The organism is Mangrovibacillus cuniculi (assembly GCF_015482585.1).
Taxonomy (GTDB): domain Bacteria; phylum Bacillota; class Bacilli; order Bacillales; family R1DC41; genus Mangrovibacillus; species Mangrovibacillus cuniculi.
In genome coordinates this window covers 2,750,001-2,771,280 of sequence record NZ_CP049742.1, presented here as the reverse complement: position 1 = coordinate 2,771,280, position 21,280 = coordinate 2,750,001, and the positions used below count along the sequence as shown (strand labels likewise).

The window sequence follows — 21,280 nt, the reverse complement described above, 5'->3', positions numbered from 1 at the left end:
TTGCCCCCTAGGTTTTGTTTTACTTTATCAAATAAAGAATTACCTTTTATATGAATCGTTACTTTTTGACATAACCTTCTTTGTTTACTTGACGTGCACGTGCAATTGCTAAAGATTCACTTGGAACATCTTCTGTAATCGTAGAGCCAGCTGCTACATAAGCTCCTTTTTCCACTGTTACTGGAGCAATCAGATTGGTATTACATCCAACGAATGCACCATCTTCAATAGTCGTTACATATTTTGACGTTCCATCGTAATTAACAGTGATAGTGCCACAACCGATGTTTACACCATCTCCAATATTTGCATCTCCCATGTAACTTAAGTGAGACACTTTACTACCCTTACCAAGCTGTGCTTTTTTCAACTCGACAAAATTCCCTACTTTTGCTTCGTTTTCTACTTTTGAGTTTGGACGGATATGAGCAAATGGTCCAACTTGAACATCATCGCCTACTTCACTTTCCGTAACCACAGATTGTCTAATTGTTGTATGATTCCCTATTTTACTTGCTACTATTTCTGACTGAGGACCTACTGTACAGTTTTCACCAATCTCAGATCCTTGCTTAATAAAAGTCCCTGGTAATACAATAGTGTCTCTTCCAATAACTACATCGGATTCAATGTACGTTGTAAGAGGATCGATAATTGTAATACCATTTCGCATATGCTCTTCATTAATACGCTTTCGCATTAATGTCTCTGCTTGCGACAAAGCAACACGATCGTTCACACCAATTGTTTCATTGAAGTTTGGTGTTTGGTATGCAGAAATGATTTCACCTTGATCTTTTAAAATTTCAAGTACATCTGGCAAATAGTATTCGCCTTGCACATTGTCATTTTTAACAAGCTTCAGAGCTTCGAAAAGTGCTGCATTATCAAAACAATACGTACCGGTATTAATTTCTGAAATTGCTCGCTCTTGTTCGCTCGCATCTTTATGCTCAACAATTCTTGATACATGACCTGATTCATCACGAACTACACGACCGTATCCAGTAGGATCTTCTAGGTTAGCTGTTAATACTGTTGCTTTCGCGCCAACAGAGATATGTTGATCCATTAACGCCTGCATAGTAGCTGCAGTAATTAGCGGTGTATCACCACATAAAACCATTGTAACTCCTGACTTTCCTTCTAACTTCTCTGCAGCTTGTTGTACTGCATGAGCTGTCCCTAATTGTTCACTTTGCAAAGCAAAAGATGATTTCCCTTCTAAATAAGCAGTAACCTTTTCTGCTCCGTGACCTACAATTGTGACAACTTCAGACATATTTAAAGATTTTACTTGATCTACAACGTGTTCCACCATCGGTTTACCACAAACAGGGTGAAGAACTTTATATAGAGAAGACTTCATTCGTGTTCCTTGGCCTGCCGCTAGTATTATAGCGTATCGGTTTGTCATTTTTAGGGCCTCCAGTAACCTTTTTTTCCATAAAGAATATATCTCAAATAACATCTTTTTTCAACCAACATTAAAAGGAATAAGGGAAAGACAAGGGGAAATAAGAAGAAATTTTGACAAGTAAGCGTAAACATACTTACGTTAAATTAAATACATTTACTGTGTAGTAGACATCTATCTTTTTTTACCTTTACATTAAATCTTTACATGCTTATAAGAAATTAGTCGGTTGTAGTTCATAGGAGGGAATGTACCACGCGCTCTTGCCACATCACTTGGCCACCGCCTGGTATTTACATCATGTAAATAGTAAAAGAGCCATACTCCTGAAGTAGGCTCTTGCTGCAATGATACTATAATATGAAATAGTGCTTATGAAGCTCCTGCTTCTTCAAATTCTACTACTGTTTCCGCATCTCCTACGCGGTGATACTCTTCTAATACTGCATCTTGGATTTTCCCACGTGTTCCAGAGTTAATTGGGTGAGCAATATCTCTGAACTCTCCGTCTGGAGTACGTTTACTTGGCATAGCAACGAATAATCCATTGTTACCATCAATTACACGAATATCATGAATAACAAACTCGTGATCTAACGTAATAGATGCAATCGCTCTCATTCTTCCGTCCGTGTTTACACGACGTAATCTCACATCTGTGACTTCCATTTTCTGCACCACCTTAAATGTTGTTAACTTCTCCTTAACAATATTCAACAGAATTTTCACTTTTCCTTCTTAATTGGTAAATTTTTTATTATTTTTTTGGATTTTTTTCGAAATATCTCTTTTGAGGGTTGAAAACGGGTATTTTGGGTGTTTCGGATGTCGAAATATAGACTAAATACCCATTACTCATGAGGGGGGTTGTAAGATGAATATATTCATTTGGCGATGGCGACTTCTACACTTTGTCACCCATGGTTAAGTATTCTCATCTAATACTAGTTACTCAATAAAAAAACCAAGACTAAACGAACACGTTTTGTCTTGGTTTTTTTTAACTAGCTATCGCAATAACTTCAATTTCGACTAACACATCTTTAGGCAAGCGCGCTACTTCTACACAAGAGCGAGCAGGCTTGTGGTCTTGGAAGTAGTTAGCGTACACTTCATTAATCTTTTGAAAATCATCCATGGATTTAATAAAAACAGTTGCTTTAATTACTTGAGAAAGACTTGAGCCTGCTTCTTTAAGTACGGCCTCCAAGTTTTCAAATACTTGTTTCGTTTGCTCTGTAACATTGCCATTTAACAACGTTCCATCTGCTTTTAAGGCAATCTGTCCAGAAGTGTAGACTAGTCCTTGATGAATAACAGCTTGAGAATAAGGACCTATTGCTGCTGGAGCTTCATTAGAGTTCACTATTTTCATTTGTGACTACCTCTCTCCTTGAAAAATAATTACCTCGTACCACTTCAATTTGTTTTTGTTTCACATCCACATTTTTGAGTTTTACTAGCGACACATACTCGTCTACTAAACGGTCTTCTGCATGTTCAGACTCTACCAACACGCCAATTCCGGAAAGTGTTGCGTTAAACTCCTGTAACAGACTAATCATGCCATTAATTGTGCCACCAGCTTTCATGAAATCATCCACAATTAATACATTTGCACCTTCTGGAAGGCTTCGTTTAGACAATACCATCGTTTGTATCCTCTTGGAAGATCCAGAAACGTAGTTAATACTAACAGTAGAGCCTTCTGTTACTCTACTATCTGGACGAACAATAACAACAGGTACATTTAATTGTGCTGCGGTTGCGTAGGCAATTGGAATCCCTTTTGTTGCAACCGTCATGATGACGTCAATTTCTTTACTAGCGAATGCAGACGCTAATAACTTCCCTACTTTTTGAACCATATTAGGATGGCCTAACAAATCGGTCATATATAGGTATCCACCCGGGAGTAATCGGTCCGGATTAGCCATTTGTAAACAAATATCGTCTAAGATACGCTCTGCATCTTCTTCTTTAACTTTTGGAATATAGTAGACACCGCCTGCAGCACCCGGGAAAGTTTTTAGCGTACCAATCCCTTGATGTTCAAACGTATCTTTGATAATTCCTAAATCTTCACTAATAGATGATTTTGCAGATAAATAACGTTCAGAGAAAAACGTTAACGAGACTAATTGACGAGGGTGCTCTAATAGATAATTCGTCATATCAATAAGTCGTTCACTTCTTCTAAATTTCATTTCTAGCCTCCTAACCCATATTCCGTAAATTGTACTTGTACTATATCACTAACGTACGTCTTTACGCAATTGGGTTTCGCTCTCCTACCAAGCGAACTGCGAACACCTGATCACAGAAACCTCTTAATCCATTGTAAACACGTTGCAATCGTGATTCATACTGAACTAAACCAAATACCGTTGGACCACTTCCACTCATCAGAACAGCATCTGCTCCAAAACGAATCATTTGTTCTTTAATCTGTTGAACCTCTGGGTGCATTGGTAAAGTTACTGTTTCCAGAACGTTACCCATATTTGCACAAACATTCTCATATGACTGCTCTTTAATCGAATTAACCATTGCTTGAATATTTGGATGCTTAATTCCATCAAGACGTAGATTTCGATATACATCTGCTGTCGATACCCCGATTGTCGGCTTCGCTAATATTACCCAGCAATTAGGTGGTGCGGGTAATTCTTGTATTATTTCTCCTCTACCAGTAGCAAGAGCAGTTCCTCCATATACACAAAAAGATACGTCAGAACCGATTCTCGCTCCTAAGACAGCTAATTCATCAAGAGATAGCCCAAGGTTCCATAGTTCGTTCAAGCCTCTTAAAGTGGCGGCGGCATCACTACTACCACCTGCTAGTCCTGCGGCAACAGGTATAACTTTATCAATACCAATCGCTACACCTGTTCGAACATTAAACTCATCTTTCAATAGTTTCGCCGCTTGATATGCAAGATTTCGTTGATCATCTGGAACAAAGCGATTCTGAGAAAGTATACGGATCTCTCCATCTTTTCTCTCTGTCAATTCTATACGATCTGCTAAGTCAATTGTCGTCATAATCATTTCCACTTCATGAAAGCCATCAGGTCGTTTATGAAGTACATCTAACGCTAAATTAATCTTAGCTGGAGCCTTTACCATTAGTTTCATTCTACAACACCTACTTCGTTACTTTACATAGTTGGTATTATTCTATCACAAAGTTCCAAAAGAACAGCAATAGTCTAAAAAAATTACTAGAATTGCGGCATCATTTATATTTACTTTTAGATAAACTTGATGAGAGTTTAGGGGATAAAGGGAATGAGGTTTATGTTTAAAGGAATGTTGTCTTAAAGTAGGTCGTGTAATGAAAAGAGCCCACCAAAAGCATACGCTACTTTGGTAGGCCCTTTTAAGAAGGGGTGTATTTAATGGTCTTTTATTTTTGTGTTCTCTGTGCTAACTGTTCTTCGGCGTGTCTCACAGCTAATTTCACCATGTTACCGGCATCTCTTGATTTGATGCCACCCCACCCAGATTGTTCCACCACATCATAGAAGCCCAGTTCTTTTGCTAGTTCGACTTTCGTACGTTCGGACATAATCCCTCTTCGTCTTCCCATTACGATCTCCCCCTAGTCCCCTTCTAAGTAATACGGTTCCTATCTATTAAACGTTTTATCCGACCAATTTTTAGGCAAAATAAAAAGCAGTAAACATATTGTCCACTGCCATCACACTAATCCTGTTGTTGTTTCCTCGATGAAAGTCAATTCGACGGTTTCTGTTAAGACGTCTGCATAGCTGTATGATACGCGTTCAAAAGCATTCTCATCTTGATCTAACTCAATAACAAAAACGGACGGATAAGTTTCTGCTAAAACTCCTGCACGTTCCACTGTTTTTCTACGGCCACCATTTGCACGTAGCATAAGTCGTTTTCCAAGATTCGAATCGAGTGCACTCTTAATATCGGCTAATGTTTTTGGCAATGCGCTCCACCTCACTATGTAGATTTTATCACAATATAAAATAAAAGTCAAAAATTTATTATTTTAGCAATCAAACAGGGTTAGTGTCAATTCTTTTATTTCGCTAAAACGTTCCAATTTTCAACAATCTAAGTCTTCCCGTCTTTGTTGTTAAATATGTAAAGAACTTCTAAATGATATAAATCCCTTGATATTATTGGCTTTCGATATGAATAGTAGCCTGATTATCAAACGAAGAAAAACTCTCGCACTGAAGATGCGAAAGTCATTATTATTCTTCCATAGGTGGATATGGCATCCCTGTTCGTAAAACACCCAACGTCTCTATACCACCTAGTCCTTTTTCTCCTGTTAATGTATTGCGAAGTATCTCCCACAAATTCACTCGTTGTCTAAATGGTGTAAAACTAATCTTTGCAACTATATACACAGGATCAAGTGCATGGATATTCACACGTTGGGGAGAGCTAGCAAAATTTGCACCAGCATGGATGATGGATTCAAAGTGAGATTGACAGGCACCAGCAAAAATGACGAGCTGATCTAAGTGAGGAACTTTATCTCTTGCATTTCTGACTGTTTCCACAAAATATTTTGAATGTCTGTATGCATTAATATCTGATTTTTTCCCCTTTGTCTTTGAGTAAGCATCATGCCCTGTAATGACCAGTATATCTGGTCGATATTGTTCAAGTAGCCCCTGTACTCGATGAGGCATTTCTGTTTCACTACAATGAATACCTATAACAGGAACTCCAATTCTTTCATAGAGGTCCTGACATTTTCTTAAATAGGATGCATCACCATCTAGATGCAATACTTTTCCTGGCACGTGAAATATGTTTTGAGAGGATTCTTGATAGCCTCCAGTAGCTTCATACTCTCTTTGTTGTTGTAACAAAAAAACTTCTTGTTGAAGTAATTCAAAGGATTGTTCTTGTTGTGATCGATACGGACTTGATATTCGTGACTGATCATTATGTGAAATTTCTACAAGATCCCATATAGGGGCGTCAGCTATCAATCGTACATCTTCTCCGTATAGCACTGCATAGCGTTCTCCTTGAACCGTGCGCCAGTCAATTATTCGAAAAAGCAGATCGCGACCATATGACTCTCGAGCTACTACTGAATGTATATCAATGCCCATTTCGTTCACTCCAATAAAACTCATTTGTCTTCTTTTATCCCTGTTAGCCTATGCACCGCCCCTTTACCTTGTTACTATAATTCGAATGTAAAGAAAATACTTTTGAACTATGTACAAAAAAAACAGCAGATCACTTTTATATAAAAGTGATCTGCTGTTTTTATCCTTGATGAAAATGTGGTAATAATGCATCTGCAAGACGCCCAAATTCCTCTAAAGAAAGTGTTTCACCTCTTCTAGTAGGCTCTATACCTGCTTGTTCTAAAGATGCTATTATTTCCTCTTTCTTGGCTTTTCCTTCTGGCAGTTGACTAGTTAAATTATTTAGGATAGTTTTTCTTCTTTGCGCAAAGGAAGAGCGTGTGACAGTGAAGAAAAACGCTTCATTTTCTACTTCTACTGCTGGTTTTTCTCTTCTTAACAACCTGATTACTGCAGAATCAACGTTCGGTTGTGGCATGAATACAGTTTTAGGAACTATCATAACTACTTCTGCATTGGTAAAATATTGAATAGCGATGGACAATGAGCCATATTCTTTCGTACCTGGTTTCGCGGCAATTCTTTCAGCAACTTCCTTTTGAAGCATAACTACGAGACCTTTAATTGGAAGGTGGTCATGTAACATCTTTAAGATAATAGGCGTCGTTACATAGTAAGGTAAATTAGCTACAACCATCGCTTCTTCCCCTTCACCAAATGTCTCCTTCATCATTTCTTTTACGTCAGCTTCTAATATATCTTGATGAATGATACGAACGTTGTCATAAGGAGATAGTGTATCTGCTAAAATAGGTAATAGACGTTGATCTAACTCAAAAGCCATTACCTTTTTACTAGCTCTTGCTAGATGTTCCGTTAAAGCTCCAATACCTGGTCCAACTTCAATGGCATTATCATTTTTCGTCAAACCAGCATGTGAGACGATGTTGTTTAGGATATTGGGGTCAATTAAGAAGTTTTGTCCTAAGCTCTTCTTAAAAGAAAATCCATATTTCTCTAAAATCTCTCTTGTTCTTATCGGTGTAGCTATATCTTTATTTTGCATCCTGTTCCTCCTGTATAATTTGCTGCATTGCTTGTATGAATTTCTCCGGTTCAATCTGAAACTTCGCTAATCTTTTCTCTAATTGTTTTCCGTTCGCATATCCAATTTGAAGTAAGTCTCCAAGCTTTTCTCTACGACTCTTAGCGTAATCGCCACCTAACAAGCCCGCTTCAACTATCCATTCTCGCGGAATTTTAGACTGATAGGTTGCATCTGTATACTCCGCTTTCGCTTCTTGTAAAGCTGTTCTAATGGCTTCTATTGAGGCATGTTCTACTCCTAATCCTTTCCCCTTCTTTGGAATAGCTTCAGACTTAGGTAGGAATGCATGCTTACACCCAGGAACATATTCTGTAATGGTTTGACGTATTTTTTGACCAGGATAATCTGGGTCAGTAAAAACAATTACTCCTCTCGTTTGTTGTGCAAGCTTAATTTGCTCTAAACAAGACTTAGAAACTGCTGAACCATTCGTTTCAATTGTATCTGCATCTACCGCTCTCTTTATGGCCGTAGTATCATCTCTACCTTCTACTACTATCACTTCTTTAAACATAGTGTACTCCTTTTTATTTATGTAAGTATTATACCCTAGGTAAGGATTTTGAAAAGGTAATTAAATACGAAAAGCAGAGGGCGTAATCACCCTCTGCATATAACTCTATTAATCTAGTATACGAATAGTAACAGACTTTCGTCCCCAACGATACGCTTGAGACTTTTCTGCAAAGAATACATCAATCTTGTTGCCCTTAATAGCAGAACCAGTATCTGCAGCAACAGCATAACCATATCCTTCTACCCATACTTTTGTACCTAATGGAATAACATTAGGGTCTACAGCAATAACCTTCATACCTGGGTTATTACGTAAATTTATTCCTGTTGCAGTAACACCTGAACAACCGTTACAGTGCGCTGTATAAGCTGTAGACGAAACAGTAAATTCACGTTTTACTGAACCTGAAGCTGGTTGAGAAGACTTCGTACCACGGGAAGCTTGAGCTGTTAACGTCTTTGTACCAACAGCAACAATTTTGTCTTTACTCTCTTTCACACTCTCTTTAGACAGAAGTGTTCTTGATACTTCTTTACCGTTCTCTTTGATTACTTCAAATTCTTTCTTCACTAAGCCCTTTTCACCTTGTTGGACAACTTTTTCAGAACCTTTAGTTAGGTTTGAATCTTTCTTTGTCACAACGGCAAAATCAGTTGGTTCTTCCACTACATCGGTGACCTTTTCTACTCTAACGACATTGACGACATCTTTTGGTTCGATTACTTCCGTAAGACTTGGCTCAACTCGGTCTAGTTCTCCTAGGTTAACTCCTTGATGCTTTAAAAAGTCAGCGACCGTAGTCGAAGTGGACCACACTTCTTCTTTTTCTCCTCCTACTGCCAGCGTTAATGCAAATGCTTTATCAATTTTGACTTCCACATTTTTCGCAATAGCAGTATCCAAGCTAGGTTGCACTTGATCGTGTTCTCCCAACTGAATTTCTAATTCTTTTAATAGCTGCTGGACATTATCCGCAGTCGTCCAAACGGTTTGTTTTTCAGAACCGTTTTGAACAGTTACCTGTTTTGCTGGTTCCCACTTAACAGTATCGTTATTTTTCAACTGTTTATCTAAGCTTGGGAACACATAGTCTTCTGAGTGTACTTCAATATCTAAATCTGCCAGTAGTTCTTCTACTGTTGTAGCTCTTGTTTGCATTTCTGTTGTCTTTCCATCAAGTTCTACTGCAATCGTCTTCTTCGTTCCTTCAAAAATAAAGAATCCGTAAACACCTACAAATAGTAGGACGCTAAACGAGACGATTGCCCATATCCTCTTACTCAAAGACTTGGAAAACAGGTTTTTCATGGTGTTTGCACTCATGAAAAACACCTCCTCTTCCTGCAGTGATTATATAGAGTACTTTATAGGCTGTCAACCCATTGCTATTTCCAGCAACGTAATCCTTATTATGCATAAGGAAGTCCATTCTGGAAAGACTAACTTGTCGACATGGTTATCCTATGTCCTTAAGTAGACATGTAGAACTCTCATGAAAATAAGAAAAATTGGACAATCTCTCGTAATTTTAGACAATTTTATTTATCATTTTATGTCGAATAATTTCTTCGCATTTTTTGTTGTTACTTCTGCTACCTCCTCGACTGTAATTCCCTTTAACTCTGCAATCTGCTCTGCAACAAGTGATACATAGGAAGGTTCGTTTCTCTTCCCTCTATGAGGATGAGGTGCAAGATACGGACAATCTGTTTCAATAAGCAATTTTTCCAATGGAATCTGTTCTGCTACTTCTTTCGGTTTCTTTGCGTTTTTAAACGTTACAGGACCACCTAACGAAATATAAAAATTCATTTCAATACACTCTATCGCTGTTTCGACACTTCCCCCGTAACAATGCATGATACCACCAACTTCTGCTGCATTCTCCTCTTTAAGAATTTGCACAACATCTGCCGTAGCATCCCGATTATGTATGATAATAGGTAATTTTACTTTTTTTGCTAGTTGTATTTGTTTTCTAAAAATCTGTTTTTGACGTTCTTTAGGAGACTTATCCCAATGATAATCCAATCCCATTTCTCCTATCGCAACAACTTTAGGATGACTAGCTAAGGATTCAATCCAAGCAAGATCTTCTTCTGTGCAATCTATCGCATCAACTGGGTGCCAACCAACTGCAGCATACAACTCATCATACGTTTCAATTAGATATAAAGCTTTTTCTATTGTTGGACGATCAAACCCTACTACTACCATACGGTCAACGCCTACTTCACGAGCTCTTCCTAACACTTCTTCTAAATCTTCATCAAATTGCTCTGCGTTCAAATGAACATGTGTATCAAATAACATATAAACACTCCTTTTCCAAATGTTTCACGTGGAACATTTTTTGACAGCATTCATCATAACTTCCCTACTATTATGTATTATTTTGAACAAATAACACGATTTTTGTCTATAAAAACGATTTGTATTACAAACGTACAAGAGAAAAGGTTGCCCTAACCGGCAACCTTTTCTCTAAAAAATATAGCTTATTTTGTTTAAAGACTGTTACTAAGACCGAACGCGCGCCTTACGTTTTTGTTACGTGACTAGTAACAACTCGGTGTTGGCCACGTGATGTGGCCCGTATTTAACCGAGTATCCTTACTACTAGTTCTATGTCTAACTTCAGGTGCGCAACCGCTCTGTAAAGTCGAATGGCCCTGTGGTGGCTGAAGTACTGCCTCCTCGGTCCCTCCTACTTTCCTGCCGCGGCTAAACGCGCGCCTTACGTTTTTCTTACTTCACTCGAGCACCCAATTCCAACGCTGGGTCCACTTCTGCTAATTTTAGTGTTCCGTTCTTTTCACCTGCTAATACCATTCCTTGAGATAGTTCCCCACGAAGTTTAACTGGCTTCAAATTTGTTACGCAAATGACACGTTGCCCTACTAACTCTTCAGGTGTGTAATATTTTGCTATTCCTGAAACCACTTGTCGCTGTTCATTTCCTAGGTCCAGTTGCAGTTTTAACAGTTTATCTGCTTTTTTTACAGGTTCAGCTTTCGTAATAGCAGCAACCTTCATTTCTATTTTCATAAAATCGTCTATCGAAATTTCAGGTACATCTTCTACTTCTTCTTTTGCTATTTCCTCTTCCTTCTTAGGAGCAGAACCCTGCATTTTATCTTTAATAAAAGCAACTTCCTCTTCTGAATCTAAACGAGGAAATACAGGCTCTCCTTTTTCTACAACAGTTGTCCCCTCTGGGATCTGCCCAAACTCTTCAATAGATTCCCAACTTTGATTCGTCGGATTTTGAAGTCCCAACTGAGTAAAGATAGCTGTTGGTGTAACTACTAAGAACGGCTGTAATAAAACGGCTGTTTGACGAAGCGCTTCAGCTAAGTGGACCATTACAGATGCTAACTGTTCTTTATTTTCTTCATCTTTAGCCAGTACCCAAGGTTGTGTTTCATCAATATATTTATTCGTTCTAGATACGAACTGCCAGATTTCCGTTAACGCAACGGAGAACTCTAGATTTTCCATAGCCTGTTCATACTTTGTAAGTAATTGTCGATTGGCTTGTACTAATGATAGATCAAACTCTCCCTCTGACCCTTTATATGCAGGAATTTCTCCCTCGAAATATTTGTTCATCATAGCAATAGTTCTGTTAAGTAAGTTTCCTAGATCATTTGCTAAATCATAATTTATTCTTTCCACAAATGCTTCCGGTGTAAATACACCGTCTGCTCCAAATGGTACTTCACGAAGTAAATAGTAACGAAGAGCATCCAATCCAAAGCGGTCTATTAATGTAACTGGATCTACGACATTACCTTTTGATTTAGACATTTTCCCATCTTTCATTAATAGCCAACCATGTGCGAAAATTTGCTTAGGTAATGGTAAATCTAAAGCCATTAACAGTGCTGGCCATATAATAGTATGGAAACGAACAATCTCTTTACCTACTAGATGCACGTTGGCTGGCCAAAAACGATCATATAGAGTTGTGTCTTCACTATTATAACCAAGAGCAGTGATATAGTTAGAAAGAGCATCAATCCACACATAGATAACGTGCTTTTCGTTACCAGGAACCTTAATTCCCCAATCAAATGTGGTTCGCGAAACAGCTAAGTCTTCTAAACCTGGCTTAATAAAGTTATTCACCATCTCATTTTTTCTAGACACAGGTAAAATAAAATCAGGGTTTGCTTCATAATGTGCTAATAAGCGGTCGGCATACTTGCTTAAACGGAAAAAGTAAGACTCTTCCCTAACTAACTCACAATGATGGCCGCTATCAGGACTTTTCCCGCCTATTACTTCACCCTTATCATTTTTCTCTACATCTTCTAATTGAGATTCCGTATAAAACGTTTCGTCTGGAACAGAATACCAACCTTCATACTCATCTAAATAAATATCTCCATTATCTAATAGCTTTTGAAAAATCGCTTGAACTACTTTTGTATGTCTTTCTTCTGTTGTTTGGATGTAATCATCGTATGATATATGAAGCTTAGACCATAATGCTTTTGTTCCCTCTGTCATTTGATCCACATATACTTTTGGAGAAATACCTAATTCTTCGGCTTTACGTTGTATCTTTTGACCATGCTCATCCGCTCCAGTTAAATAGCGTACATCATATCCACGAAGCCTTTTATATCTGGCCATTGCGTCACCAGCAACAGTTGTATAAGCATGACCGATATGTAATTTTCCGCTAGGGTAATAAATTGGTGTAGTAATATAATATGTTGGTTTTGTTGTCATGTAAAAACCTCCTTAATTTATACGGACTAGTTCATCTTGGTTCAATGTAGACCTTCTATCCTCAAAATATACCTAACTTTCTATACTTGTGCAATGTCCAAGAGACTTCCTATTATATATCTCACTATATGTCAGTTATTTTTCAAAACATTAGGTTTTATTACATTTTTATAACATTTAGGAACGTATTGGAACTTTTGTCGAAACATTCGACAAATGTCGAAAATTGCACGATTACTTTCGACAATACAAATAATGTATTTTAGTTATATTTTAAACAATTATTTATATGGTAATTTATAGTTATAACTACAAAACGTTGATATATCAACGTTTATTCAGACGAAAAAAATCTCGAAATTAGCATACATAATGATTGACGTATTTGGGAACGACTGGTATGATGTTCTTAACAACGAAAAAAATGTCGAATTATGACGAAACAAAAAATATATATTCTTTATTCAGGAGGAGAAATAAATGAAATCTACAGGTATTGTACGTAAAGTTGATGAATTAGGACGCGTGGTTATTCCTATCGAACTTCGCCGCACACTAGGTATAGCAGAAAAAGACGCTCTTGAAATCTATGTTGACGATGAGAAAATCATCTTAAAGAAATATAAACCAAGCATGACTTGCCAAATTACTGGTGAAGTATCCGATGATAACATTAAGCTTGCTGGCGGTAAATTAATCCTTAGCCGTGATGGAGCAGAGCAACTAATCAAAAAAATTCAAGACAGCTTAAAATAATAGGAAAACGGAGACCTTTGTCTCCGTTTTTTTCTTACTAATGAACATGATACGATTGATACACTTCTCGTTTAGATAAGGATCGCTGTTTGGCTACTTCTTTTATTGCCTCTTTTGAAGTAATGCCGCTTTCCTTCATTATATTGTCAACATGCTCATTAATCGTAAGCTCTTCCCACCAAGGTGTCTCTTCTATCGTTTCTGGATTGGAGTTCCCCTCCACTATTACTACGAACTCCCCACGGATCTGTTCATTTTTACTCCACTCTACTAATTCCTCAAGTGTACCTCGTATGTATTCCTCATATCGTTTTGTTAACTCTCTGCAAAGTACAGCTGATCGATTCCCCCAAACTGTATGGATAGCCATCAACATTTCATTTAAACGATGCGGAGCTTCATAGAATATTATAGACGCCTCATGATTTTTCCATTTTTCTAATACGGAAATACGATCCTTTTTTCCTCTTGGTAAAAATCCATAAAAGGTAAATGGTTGTGGTACCAAGCCGGATCCAACTAGAGCTGTTAACGCAGCATTAGCTCCTGGTATTGGAACAACCGAAATAGACTCTTCAATAGCCTGTTGTACTAATTCATATCCTGGATCAGATATTGCAGGCATTCCAGCATCACTTACTAACGCTACATCTTCTCCTCTTAGTAGACGTTCTACTAAATAACGGCCACTTTCCTCTTTATTATGTTCATGGTAACTGGTTAGAGGTGTTTGTATCTCGAATACATGGCATAATTTTTTCGTATTTCTTGTATCTTCTGCAGCAATAACAGTAACTTCTTTTAATAACCTTATGGCTCTCGGTGTCATATCTTCTAAGTTACCGATAGGAGTTGGTATGATAAATAATGTACCTACATCTTGAGGTTGAAAACTCTTTTGTGATTTCACTAATCTACCCAACTTTCTTTATATGTCTCTATATACTTTTCTTTTTCTTTTCTAGTTAATTGTTTAAAGGCCGCTTCCTTTTTACATGCCTCTGATCGGGAGAAGAAAACCTCTTGATGAATAACATGTACAGGCTTTCTCTGTTTTGTATATTTCGCTCCAGTCCCACCAATATGTTCTTGAAATCTACGCTCTACATCTACAGCATATCCGGCATAATAACTACCATCTTCGCATTCTAATACATAAAAAAAATGATTACGACTCTTCGCCATATAACAACCTTCTCATAAACGCAGAATACTCTCCATTCTTCTCATAAACGGTTATTGGAGGAAGGATTTTCACATCAGGTTGACCATCTTTTATCCCTTCAATTAACAGGGTATTAGCATCTTTTCCTTCTCTCGGATATATAAACTGTATTCTCTTTGGTTCTATGCGATACTTCTTCATATAGGTAATTAAGTCCATTAATCTATTAGGTCTATGTACAAAATAGGCTTTGCCACCTTGTTTTAACAATCGACTAGTTGCCTGAACGACATCTTCTAATGTACAGAGTATTTCATGTCTAGCTATAGCATAATGTTCATTTTTATTAATAATGTCTTGAGAGTACGTATTAAAATACGGAGGATTACAGGTTACAATATCTGTTTTCTCTACTCCTAATAAAGCAGGTGCTTGTTTTAAATCTAAATGACACATCTCTATTTGATTACTTAAGTTATTAAACTCAATACTTCTTGTAGCCATATCATACAGTCGCTCTTGTATTTCGACACCTGTTATAGGTACTTTTGTTCTAGAAGAGAGTAATAAAGGAATTACTCCGTTACCAGAGCATAGATCTACTATTTTTGCTTTATGTGTTGGTACCCTTGCGAAATTTGCTAATAATACAGCATCAAAAGAAAATGAAAAAACTTCTCTACTCTGGATGATTCGCAGATCTTCTGCTAATAAATGATCTAATCTCTCTCCAGGTTTTAATACTAACTCGGACACTTCTTATTTCTCCTTTCACGAATGACAAAATGAAATGATTCAGGATAATAACATAATAAGGAGACTCATCTAAGAGCATACCACATCATATCGCTAACGATGAGTTGATACTAATCACGTAACAAAAAAAGAGATGACACGTAAACGATGTCATCTCCACTTACTTTTTAGTTAAAAACGATAAACAGAAGAGACAATCTTCATTCTGACGTGGACTCCCAAAATGAAGATTACAAATGTGAAACCCCTCTTGGTAAATACGTGCTAAATTATCATACCCTTCACCAACATCTGATGCTGTATCTTCTTCTGGATCGGTTGCTTTTTTTGTTTTAGATGGCGTAGTTTCACCTTCTAATCTTCGTCGAAGCAGATCGTTTTCAATTTGTAACGCATGATTCTCTTCAATAAATTGACCTAAATGTTCTTTTAAGGCACCAAGTTGTTGATATAACTCACCTATTCGTGCCTCCATATGCGATACAGAGTCAAATAATTCTTTTTTATCCACGTTTTTTTCACCTCATTATTCTGTAGCTTGTACAGATGAAGCTTTAGCTCCTTGCATTTCTTCTAGTGAGTATTCCACTACTCTTTCAATACTAGGAATGTCTATTTGCATCAGGCGTTCTAAAATATTTAACCCTACCACTTTTCCTTTACCTTGTGGTGTTGTTACGTATTCTCCGATATCGGGTAACAACTGTTTTGCTTCTTCGTACTCATCATTCTCATACTTCAAACAGCACATTAATCTACCACAAAGTCCTGAGATCTTAGAAGGATTTAATGAAAGGTTTTGATCTTTCGCCATCTTAATAGAAACTGGTTCAAAGTCTCCTAAAAATGTGGAACAACATAACATACGGCCACAAGGACCAATTCCACCGAGCATTTTTGCTTCATCTCTTACACCAATTTGACGTAACTCAATCCTTGTTCGGAAAATGGATGCAAGATCTTTTACTAAATCTCGAAAGTCTACTCTTCCGTCCGCTGTAAAATAAAATATCACTTTGTTACGATCAAACGTATACTCTACATCTACTAATTTCATATCAAGCTCGTGTTGGTCTATTTTTTGACAACATATTTCATAGGCTTCTTTAGAAGCCGATTTATTCTCTTCCACTGATAATTTATCTTTCGTATCAGCTATTCTAGTTACTTTCTTAAGCGGCAGAACAACGTCATGTTCATCTACCCATTTTTCTTCAATTACTACTTTACCGTACTCAATACCTCTTACTGTTTCTACAATGACATAGTCATGCAAACTAATTACCAGATCACCTGGATCAAAATAATATATCTTACCTGCTTTTTTAAATCTAACTCCAATAACTTTATACAAAGGTCGACTCCCCTGCAAATTCAACACAAGTTGTTCCATTAGTAGATGAGTGTTCATATTCGATCCAATATTTTTCTTTGACTCCAATACAGCTTCCTGTTTTTTCGTAACAGCTTGAAGAGAGATTTGTAAAACATCAGCAGTCCATTTATCTCTGAAGTCTGGATAGCAAAGCTCTGCATGCTCCCCAAAAACATGAACCGAAAATAAATCTTTATAAATAAGAAGAAGAAGGTCCAATCCAACTTCTAATTGCTCTTTTTCCTTAAAGTGTGCCATCCAATCCTCCTGTAAAGAAACCATTGCAATAAGAGGATCTTTCTTCAACACTTCATACAATTTTAACACTATTCTTCTAGCTTGTGCAAACCACTCATTTTGACTTAATTCGACACCTTTATCTACATTATTTGTTAACTGCGCGATAAGTGGGGCTAAACTTGAGTGAACTCCTGCCTGTAATAAGTCATCTAGCAATAAATGACTAGGAATTAAGTGAAAAGGGATATGCTGACATCTTGAAAGAATAGTAGGTAATATCCTATGCAATTGCTCTGTTAACAAGAAAGCCATGGTACCTTTATGAGGTTCTTCCAAAAATTTCAATAAACTATTAGCAGCACTATTGGTCATTCGGTCTGCATGTTCAATAATATAAAATTTTTGATTAGATTCTACCCCAGCTTTATGGAATTCCTGTTGTAAGAATACTATTTGGTCTTTTTTAATAGATTGCCCTTCAGGAGAAATAATGTGGACATCAGGGTGGTTACCATGTTCTATTCTCACACAGTTTGTACAAGTGAAGCATGGTTCTAAGTTATTATTCTGTAAACAGAGTATTCCTTGGATTAGTAACGTTGCTGCTTCCAACTTGCCAGTACCCTTAGCACCTTCTAATAAATAAGCGTGAGCTAACCTATTTTTTTCATAACTCTTTATAAACATTTCGCTTGCTAACGGTTGTCTTTGTATAAAAATATCCCATTTCATTTTATCACTCTTTATGTGTATAAATTTATTAATAATCCTTTTATCTCGCCGATTTTACTTAAGAGATCAATAGAGGACTTCTCTTCATTTAATATATCTTCGGTTAATTCGATTAATTGAATATCTATCATTTCAACAGTACTTAACTGTCTGCCTTCCCCGTACTGGTTCCAGGTTTTTGTTTGTTTGACATCAAGACCAAATTCAACCGTCTCTTTTACAAACTTTTTGACAAGCATTTTGAATCTCGCTAATTCTTTAAACGTTCTAGATCTTGCTAACCTTGTTCCAGCAGTTTGAATATCTCCCAAAAGCCTTTGTAGTTGCTCTACTTGCATTTTTTGACTTTGCTGTTGGACAATTGCACCGAAAGAATGAGTAGAACTGATTTGCCTTTGTGTATCGGTTCTAACTTTGTCTAGACCAAGTCTTACATCTTGTTGGATCTTCATTTCTGTTCTCCTTCCTGGAATGCTTAGAAATGATGAAATTGTTCAATAGGTAAAACAAAGACAGTTGCTCCACCTACTTCTACCTCAACTGGATATGGTACGTAAGAGTCTGCATTTCCTCCCATCGGAGATACTGGAGCAACTAGTTGCTGACGAGACTTACAGCTATTTTTCACGATTTCTAGTACGGAATCTACCTTTTCATCCTCAGTTCCAATCATGAATGTTGTGTTTCCAGATCGTAAAAACCCACCCGTAGTTGATAATTTGGTTGCTTGAATTTTATTTTTCACTAACGTTTGCGACAAACGGTTAGCATCCTGATCTTGAACAATAGCAATGATCATCTTCATCAAGAATCACTCCTTTATATATTTATCTATTTTTTCTATTATATCATGTCTTATCCCTGTAAAACTGATTCAATTCCTATCATCTTCATAGTATATGTCTTATTCCATTTTAGGTACAAGGCATTGGTGGATTATCACACGACTATTTAAGCTATACGCAATCTAGAGTACAACATTTTATCTAAAACATATCTATTTTACTTATATACGCACTATACCCTTTTGACGTTAATGTATCACATGAAAAAGTCACTCCTATTACAAATAAGAGCGACTTTTAATAACATCATAGACATCCTTCACCACAACTTCTATAGGTCGATCAGCATCAATCACTATTATCCGGTCTGGAAATCTATCTATTACCTGCTGGTATCCTTCATATACCTTCTTATGAAATTCTAATTTTTCTTGGTCTAATCGATTAAACTCACGATCTTCATGCTGTTGGATACGAGCTAACCCTTTTTCTGGTTCTATATCAAAGAATATCGTTACATCGGGCATTTTCCCTTCCGTTGCAAAAGAATTTAAAGTCAGTACTTCTTCCAATCCCAATCCTCTTCCATATCCTTGATACGCTAAAGAACTATCAATAAAGCGATCACATATAACTGTCTTTCCTTCCCTTAAAGCGGGATAGACTTTTTCAACAAGATGCTGTCTTCGTGCTGCAGCATAAAGAATTGCTTCTGTTCTACCATCCATTTCCTTGTGTTCTGGGTCTAATATAACCTCTCTTATCTTTTCGGCAATTCGAATCCCACCTGGCTCTCGTGTAAAAACAAACGCTAGTCCTTCTGCTTCTAGCTTCTCTTTTACTTGTTGAACGACAGTAGTTTTCCCTGCACCTTCTGGCCCTTCAATAGTTATAAACAATTACAAACACCTCATTTATATAGTAGAAAATACTTTAACATGCTTTGTAGAAGTAATACCTTGTACATGCACTCCACTCTTGATAAGTGATTGAATCTCCTCACCTATCTCTTCTGTTAAGCGTTCCCCTCTTTGTACCAGCGGAATTCCTGGAGGATATGGGATAAGTGGTTCTGCAACAACACTCCCTAGAGCTTTATCTATAGGAGAAATTTGAATCTCTAATTTTTTTAAATCCTTATATGTGTAAGGAATCGTGGATACTGATGGAAAATCTATTATGTTTTTACGTTCTTCCATTATATTTTCTTCATTTTTTGGCTTTAACAACTTAACTCTTCCTATACATTCTTCAAGGTACGTTGCCGACCATTGTAACGGCAGGATCCAAAGTACTCCTTTAGCATCCCCTAATTCACCAAAGATACCTACTTGCTCTAATATGGATTGAAGTTCATAACCTGAGTATCCATTTAACTGCACATATATCTTTAATGGATCATCCATTTCCACAAAAGTAAGTTGTGTAGTTTGCTGTAGGTTATTTAAAAATATCTTCCTTCCATTAAAGAAGTGTTCTACATATTCCTTTTTTTCTGTATAGTCATATACAAATTCCATAGCATTTTCTAATGATTGTAAGAACAAATACGATGGACTACTAGATTGTAACATACTTAAATATCTTTCTAACTCTACTATATTTACTCTAGAAGATCCTACGTGCAGCCAGGATGTCATTGTTAAGGATGGCAACGTTTTATGAGCGGATTGCACAACGATATCCGCACCTAACGCTAATGCTGAGGGAGGGAACAATTCATTCAATAGTAAGTGCGCCCCGTGCGCTTCATCTACTAAAACAACCATATTATGATCGTGGCAATAGTCTATAACAGCTTTTATATCAAATATTTGTCCGTAATAGGATGGGTATGTTAGTAGACATGCACTTACATCAAAAGTACGTCTAACTTCTTTTATCATTTCAACTGAAATTCCTACATATGTGCCAGTTTCTATATCTCTTTCAGGTTGAACAAAAATAGGTTGTGCATCTGCAAGTTCTACTGCATTGATAACAGATTTATGAGCATTGCGAGGCACTATGATCTTATCCCCCGCTCTACATGTAGCTAAAATCATCGCTAGGTTTCCCACAGTCGACCCATTAACTAAGTAGTAACTACCTTTTGAAGAGTATATCTTCTCTAATCTTTTTATGGATTCATTTATAGCATCTGTTGGGGAATGAAAATCATCTAAACCAGTAAGTTCCGTTACATCATATTTTAGTAGGGTGTCTCTACTTTCTGTCTTGACTCCACCTACTAATCCGTATTTATGACCTGGAACATGAAAAGATATTGGGTTTTTGTGGTGGTGATTCTGTAATGATGTGCTTATAGGATATCTCAATAATAAACTCCCCTTACCTGTACACTTATACTACAACCATACGTGGTTTTAACTTAATCTGCAAGCATCTAAGGAGACTCTGTTAAGTTCAAGCCATATCACGTTTCTAAAACAGAGTATTGTTGCTGTTCATGCAAAAAAACACCATATCTAATTAGATACGGTGTTTGTAAGTGCCTGGCGACGTCCTACTCTCACAGGGGGAGAACCCCCAACTACCATTGGCGCTGAGAAGCTTAACTGCCGTGTTCGGGATGGGAACGGGTGTGACCTTCTCG

At 37.1% G+C, this 21,280-nt stretch carries 23 protein-coding genes, 1 rRNA gene and 1 pseudogene (1 of these 25 running past the window's edge); 1 reads left to right on the top strand and 24 read right to left on the bottom strand.

The genetic code is table 11. The features are described 5' to 3' along the window. Window positions 1-58 precede the first annotated feature (58 nt). The 13 genes from glmU to metG form a co-directional block, all read right to left on the bottom strand. Window positions 59-1,417, bottom strand: a complete 1,359-nt coding sequence (gene glmU, locus G8O30_RS13965) for a bifunctional UDP-N-acetylglucosamine diphosphorylase/glucosamine-1-phosphate N-acetyltransferase GlmU (protein ID WP_239672657.1) — start codon at window positions 1,415-1,417, stop codon at window positions 59-61. Between the two features lie 372 nt (window positions 1,418-1,789). Next, a complete protein-coding gene (spoVG, locus tag G8O30_RS13960) occupies window positions 1,790-2,086 on the bottom strand; it encodes a septation regulator SpoVG (protein WP_239672656.1) in 297 nt (98 codons plus the stop codon). Between the two features lie 331 nt (window positions 2,087-2,417). Next, window positions 2,418-2,792 (bottom strand): RidA family protein, encoded by a 375-nt coding sequence (locus tag G8O30_RS13955; RefSeq protein ID WP_239672655.1) that lies wholly within the window; start codon window positions 2,790-2,792, stop codon window positions 2,418-2,420. Beyond that, window positions 2,773-3,624 carry a pur operon repressor gene (gene purR, locus G8O30_RS13950; RefSeq protein WP_239672654.1) on the bottom strand — a complete coding sequence of 284 codons (852 nt, stop codon included), beginning with the start codon at window positions 3,622-3,624 and terminating at the stop codon, window positions 2,773-2,775. Before purR ends, G8O30_RS13955 begins: the two co-directional genes overlap by 20 nt. Before the next feature lie 61 nt (window positions 3,625-3,685). Then, window positions 3,686-4,555 (bottom strand): 4-(cytidine 5'-diphospho)-2-C-methyl-D-erythritol kinase, encoded by an 870-nt coding sequence (gene ispE / locus G8O30_RS13945; RefSeq protein ID WP_239672653.1) that lies wholly within the window; start codon window positions 4,553-4,555, stop codon window positions 3,686-3,688. A 271-nt stretch (window positions 4,556-4,826) separates the two neighbouring features. Beyond that, window positions 4,827-5,009 carry a small, acid-soluble spore protein, alpha/beta type gene (locus G8O30_RS13940; RefSeq protein ID WP_239672652.1) on the bottom strand — a complete coding sequence of 61 codons (183 nt, stop codon included), beginning with the start codon at window positions 5,007-5,009 and terminating at the stop codon, window positions 4,827-4,829. A 111-nt stretch (window positions 5,010-5,120) separates the two neighbouring features. Then, window positions 5,121-5,378 (bottom strand): biofilm formation stimulator Veg, encoded by a 258-nt coding sequence (veg, locus tag G8O30_RS13935; protein WP_239672651.1) that lies wholly within the window; start codon window positions 5,376-5,378, stop codon window positions 5,121-5,123. A 271-nt stretch (window positions 5,379-5,649) separates the two neighbouring features. Beyond that, a complete protein-coding gene (yabG, locus tag G8O30_RS13930; protein WP_239672650.1) occupies window positions 5,650-6,528 on the bottom strand; it encodes a sporulation peptidase YabG in 879 nt (292 codons plus the stop codon). A 160-nt stretch (window positions 6,529-6,688) separates the two neighbouring features. Beyond that, entirely contained in the window at window positions 6,689-7,576 is an 888-nt protein-coding gene (gene rsmA, locus G8O30_RS13925; protein ID WP_239672649.1) for a 16S rRNA (adenine(1518)-N(6)/adenine(1519)-N(6))-dimethyltransferase RsmA, read from the bottom strand. Beyond that, window positions 7,566-8,132: a ribonuclease M5 gene (rnmV, locus tag G8O30_RS13920; RefSeq protein ID WP_239672648.1), complete on the bottom strand. Its 567-nt coding sequence runs from the start codon at window positions 8,130-8,132 to the stop codon at window positions 7,566-7,568. The genes rsmA and rnmV overlap by 11 nt, the downstream gene beginning before the upstream one ends. A gap of 108 nt (window positions 8,133-8,240) precedes the next feature. Beyond that, window positions 8,241-9,458 carry a G5 and 3D domain-containing protein gene (locus tag G8O30_RS13915; protein ID WP_239672647.1) on the bottom strand — a complete coding sequence of 406 codons (1,218 nt, stop codon included), beginning with the start codon at window positions 9,456-9,458 and terminating at the stop codon, window positions 8,241-8,243. A gap of 222 nt (window positions 9,459-9,680) precedes the next feature. Continuing rightward, on the bottom strand, window positions 9,681-10,448 hold the full coding sequence (locus G8O30_RS13910; RefSeq protein WP_239672646.1) for a TatD family hydrolase: 768 nt from the start codon (window positions 10,446-10,448) through the stop codon (window positions 9,681-9,683). A 435-nt stretch (window positions 10,449-10,883) separates the two neighbouring features. Continuing rightward, window positions 10,884-12,875 (bottom strand): methionine--tRNA ligase, encoded by a 1,992-nt coding sequence (gene metG, locus G8O30_RS13905; protein ID WP_239672645.1) that lies wholly within the window; start codon window positions 12,873-12,875, stop codon window positions 10,884-10,886. 480 nt (window positions 12,876-13,355) lie between these two features. Here metG and G8O30_RS13900 point away from each other — a divergent pair, with 480 nt between their 5' ends. Further along, window positions 13,356-13,631 carry a transition state genes transcriptional regulator AbrB gene (locus G8O30_RS13900; protein WP_239672644.1) on the top strand — a complete coding sequence of 92 codons (276 nt, stop codon included), beginning with the start codon at window positions 13,356-13,358 and terminating at the stop codon, window positions 13,629-13,631. Window positions 13,632-13,668: 37 nt separating this feature from the next. Here the strand turns inward: G8O30_RS13900 and rsmI are convergent, their stop codons facing one another. The 11 genes and pseudogenes from rsmI to rrf form a co-directional block, all read right to left on the bottom strand. Then, window positions 13,669-14,541, bottom strand: coding sequence for a 16S rRNA (cytidine(1402)-2'-O)-methyltransferase (gene rsmI, locus G8O30_RS13895; RefSeq protein WP_239672643.1), 873 nt, complete (start codon window positions 14,539-14,541; stop codon window positions 13,669-13,671). Then, window positions 14,541-14,816 carry a GIY-YIG nuclease family protein gene (locus tag G8O30_RS13890; RefSeq protein ID WP_239672642.1) on the bottom strand — a complete coding sequence of 92 codons (276 nt, stop codon included), beginning with the start codon at window positions 14,814-14,816 and terminating at the stop codon, window positions 14,541-14,543. The genes rsmI and G8O30_RS13890 overlap by 1 nt, the downstream gene beginning before the upstream one ends. Further along, on the bottom strand, window positions 14,800-15,552 hold the full coding sequence (locus G8O30_RS13885) for a tRNA1(Val) (adenine(37)-N6)-methyltransferase (RefSeq protein ID WP_239672641.1): 753 nt from the start codon (window positions 15,550-15,552) through the stop codon (window positions 14,800-14,802). The genes G8O30_RS13890 and G8O30_RS13885 overlap by 17 nt, the downstream gene beginning before the upstream one ends. Before the next feature lie 160 nt (window positions 15,553-15,712). Beyond that, window positions 15,713-16,063, bottom strand: a complete 351-nt coding sequence (gene yabA / locus G8O30_RS13880; protein WP_239672640.1) for a DNA replication initiation control protein YabA — start codon at window positions 16,061-16,063, stop codon at window positions 15,713-15,715. A gap of 15 nt (window positions 16,064-16,078) precedes the next feature. Continuing rightward, window positions 16,079-16,906: a PSP1 domain-containing protein gene (locus tag G8O30_RS13875; protein WP_239674567.1), complete on the bottom strand. Its 828-nt coding sequence runs from the start codon at window positions 16,904-16,906 to the stop codon at window positions 16,079-16,081. A gap of 24 nt (window positions 16,907-16,930) precedes the next feature. After that, window positions 16,931-17,899: pseudogene (holB, locus tag G8O30_RS13870) on the bottom strand (DNA polymerase III subunit delta'); the annotation flags it as partial. Between the two features lie 11 nt (window positions 17,900-17,910). Beyond that, window positions 17,911-18,351, bottom strand: a complete 441-nt coding sequence (locus G8O30_RS13865; protein WP_239672639.1) for a YaaR family protein — start codon at window positions 18,349-18,351, stop codon at window positions 17,911-17,913. A 23-nt stretch (window positions 18,352-18,374) separates the two neighbouring features. After that, window positions 18,375-18,704, bottom strand: a complete 330-nt coding sequence (locus G8O30_RS13860; protein ID WP_239672638.1) for a cyclic-di-AMP receptor — start codon at window positions 18,702-18,704, stop codon at window positions 18,375-18,377. A gap of 258 nt (window positions 18,705-18,962) precedes the next feature. Continuing rightward, on the bottom strand, window positions 18,963-19,583 hold the full coding sequence (gene tmk, locus G8O30_RS13855; RefSeq protein ID WP_239672637.1) for a dTMP kinase: 621 nt from the start codon (window positions 19,581-19,583) through the stop codon (window positions 18,963-18,965). Window positions 19,584-19,598: 15 nt separating this feature from the next. After that, the gene (locus G8O30_RS13850; protein ID WP_239672636.1) at window positions 19,599-21,002 is read right to left on the bottom strand and encodes an aminotransferase class I/II-fold pyridoxal phosphate-dependent enzyme; all 1,404 of its coding nucleotides are present in this window, start codon (window positions 21,000-21,002) and stop codon (window positions 19,599-19,601) included. A 175-nt stretch (window positions 21,003-21,177) separates the two neighbouring features. Continuing rightward, window positions 21,178-21,280: ribosomal RNA gene (rrf, locus tag G8O30_RS13845) — 5S ribosomal RNA — on the bottom strand; it runs 14 nt beyond the window's last position.